This window comes from Hyphomonas sp. (assembly GCF_013823385.1).
Taxonomy (GTDB): Bacteria; Pseudomonadota; Alphaproteobacteria; order Caulobacterales; family Hyphomonadaceae; genus Hyphomonas.
Map to the genome: position 1 here is coordinate 1 of NZ_PNMA01000150.1, position 1,225 is coordinate 1,225.

Below are 1,225 nucleotides of genomic sequence, written 5' to 3' on the forward strand. Positions count from 1 at the left end.
ACCAGCGACGAACTCGCACGCTCGCTGGGCCTCGGCAAGGATGCGATCCAGCGCAAGGACCGGATCGCGTCCGACCGGACGCAGCGCCGCCTTCGCCAGATGGTCGAGGTGCTCAACAAGGTCGAGCCGCGCTTTGGTTCGGCGTTGTTGGCCTATGCCTGGTACCGCTCGGAACCACTGCCGGGTTTCTCGGGCCAGACTGCCATGCAGCTCGTGCAGAGCAACCGGGCCGATGACGTGCTGACCTATATCGACGCGGTCGACGCCGGCGTCCACGCCTAGTCCAATGCACTTTACCGGGCTGCTCTACCGCGCCCACAATCCGGTCTGGTCCCGTGAACCCCTCTCAGGGGAGGGGGCCGCCCGATTTGGCGGACGGTTCAATCGCATGGGGCGCACGGCGCTCTATACTTCCCTCGCCCCTGAGACCGCGCTGCGCGAGGCCAATCAGGCTGGCACGCTGCAGCCCACCACGCTGGTGGCCTATCAGGCCGACATCGGGCCGCTGCTCGATGGCCGGGACACGGCTGCATTGCATCCCTTCGGCATCACACCGGCTGAACTCGCCGACCCGTCATGGCGTGATCGGATGCTCTCCGGCAAGCCGGTCCCGACGCAGGACCTGGCGGAGGCCGCGATCGCGCAAGGCTATGCTGGCATCGTTGTCCCGAGCTACGCCCGCGGCGCCCCCGCAGACGCGCTCAATCTTGTCCTATGGGACTGGGACGGGCGCATCACGCTTGTTGATGACGACGACCGACTTGGCCTTCGCAATAACTGATGGCCTCTTATTCCTCGATCATCCCTCCGAGGCCGGGATCGAGATACCACGATGGGCCTTCGGTAAAGTCGGCGTTGCGGGCAGGAACAGGGCCATCAGGCTCTGACGAGACGTAAGGGTTGACCATCGGTGCCGGGTGCTGGCCCGAGCGCAGAATGTGGCCCGACATCTGGCACCGCGGCCCGAGGAGCTCGAAGAGCCATTCGAGATCGTCGAGCATCTGGACAACCCCGCGCCCTGCCAGTGCATAGTAGAGGCAGCGCTGATAGTCATCGCAATGGCAGGACAGGATCTGCGTCAGCCGAGCCTTGGCATTGGGCAGGCCCTGAAACACGCCCTGCAAGGTCTCATAGAGCTCGCGCGCTGAGTAATAGGCATCGAACGGCTCCACTCCGATCGAGGCATTGGCGAGCATACGCTTGGTTGGACGGCAATTGGGATCAA

The 1,225-nt window shown here is 64.4% G+C and carries 3 protein-coding genes; 2 read left to right on the plus strand and 1 reads right to left on the minus strand.

Going from position 1 to position 1,225, the window contains the following annotated elements:
• Together C0456_RS20635 and C0456_RS20640 are read left to right on the plus strand one after the other, a co-directional pair.
• Positions 1 to 282 (plus strand): antitoxin Xre/MbcA/ParS toxin-binding domain-containing protein (locus C0456_RS20635; protein ID WP_291056615.1); only part of this gene is annotated, 282 nt, incomplete at its 5' end.
• A gap of 4 nt (positions 283 to 286) precedes the next feature.
• Positions 287 to 781 carry an RES family NAD+ phosphorylase gene (locus tag C0456_RS20640; RefSeq protein ID WP_058456863.1) on the plus strand — a complete coding sequence of 165 codons (495 nt, stop codon included), beginning with the start codon at positions 287 to 289 and terminating at the stop codon, positions 779 to 781.
• Between the two features lie 7 nt (positions 782 to 788).
• Here the strand turns inward: C0456_RS20640 and C0456_RS20645 are convergent.
• A partial coding sequence (locus C0456_RS20645; protein WP_291056621.1) for a hypothetical protein occupies positions 789 to 1,225 on the minus strand: 437 nt, incomplete at its 5' end.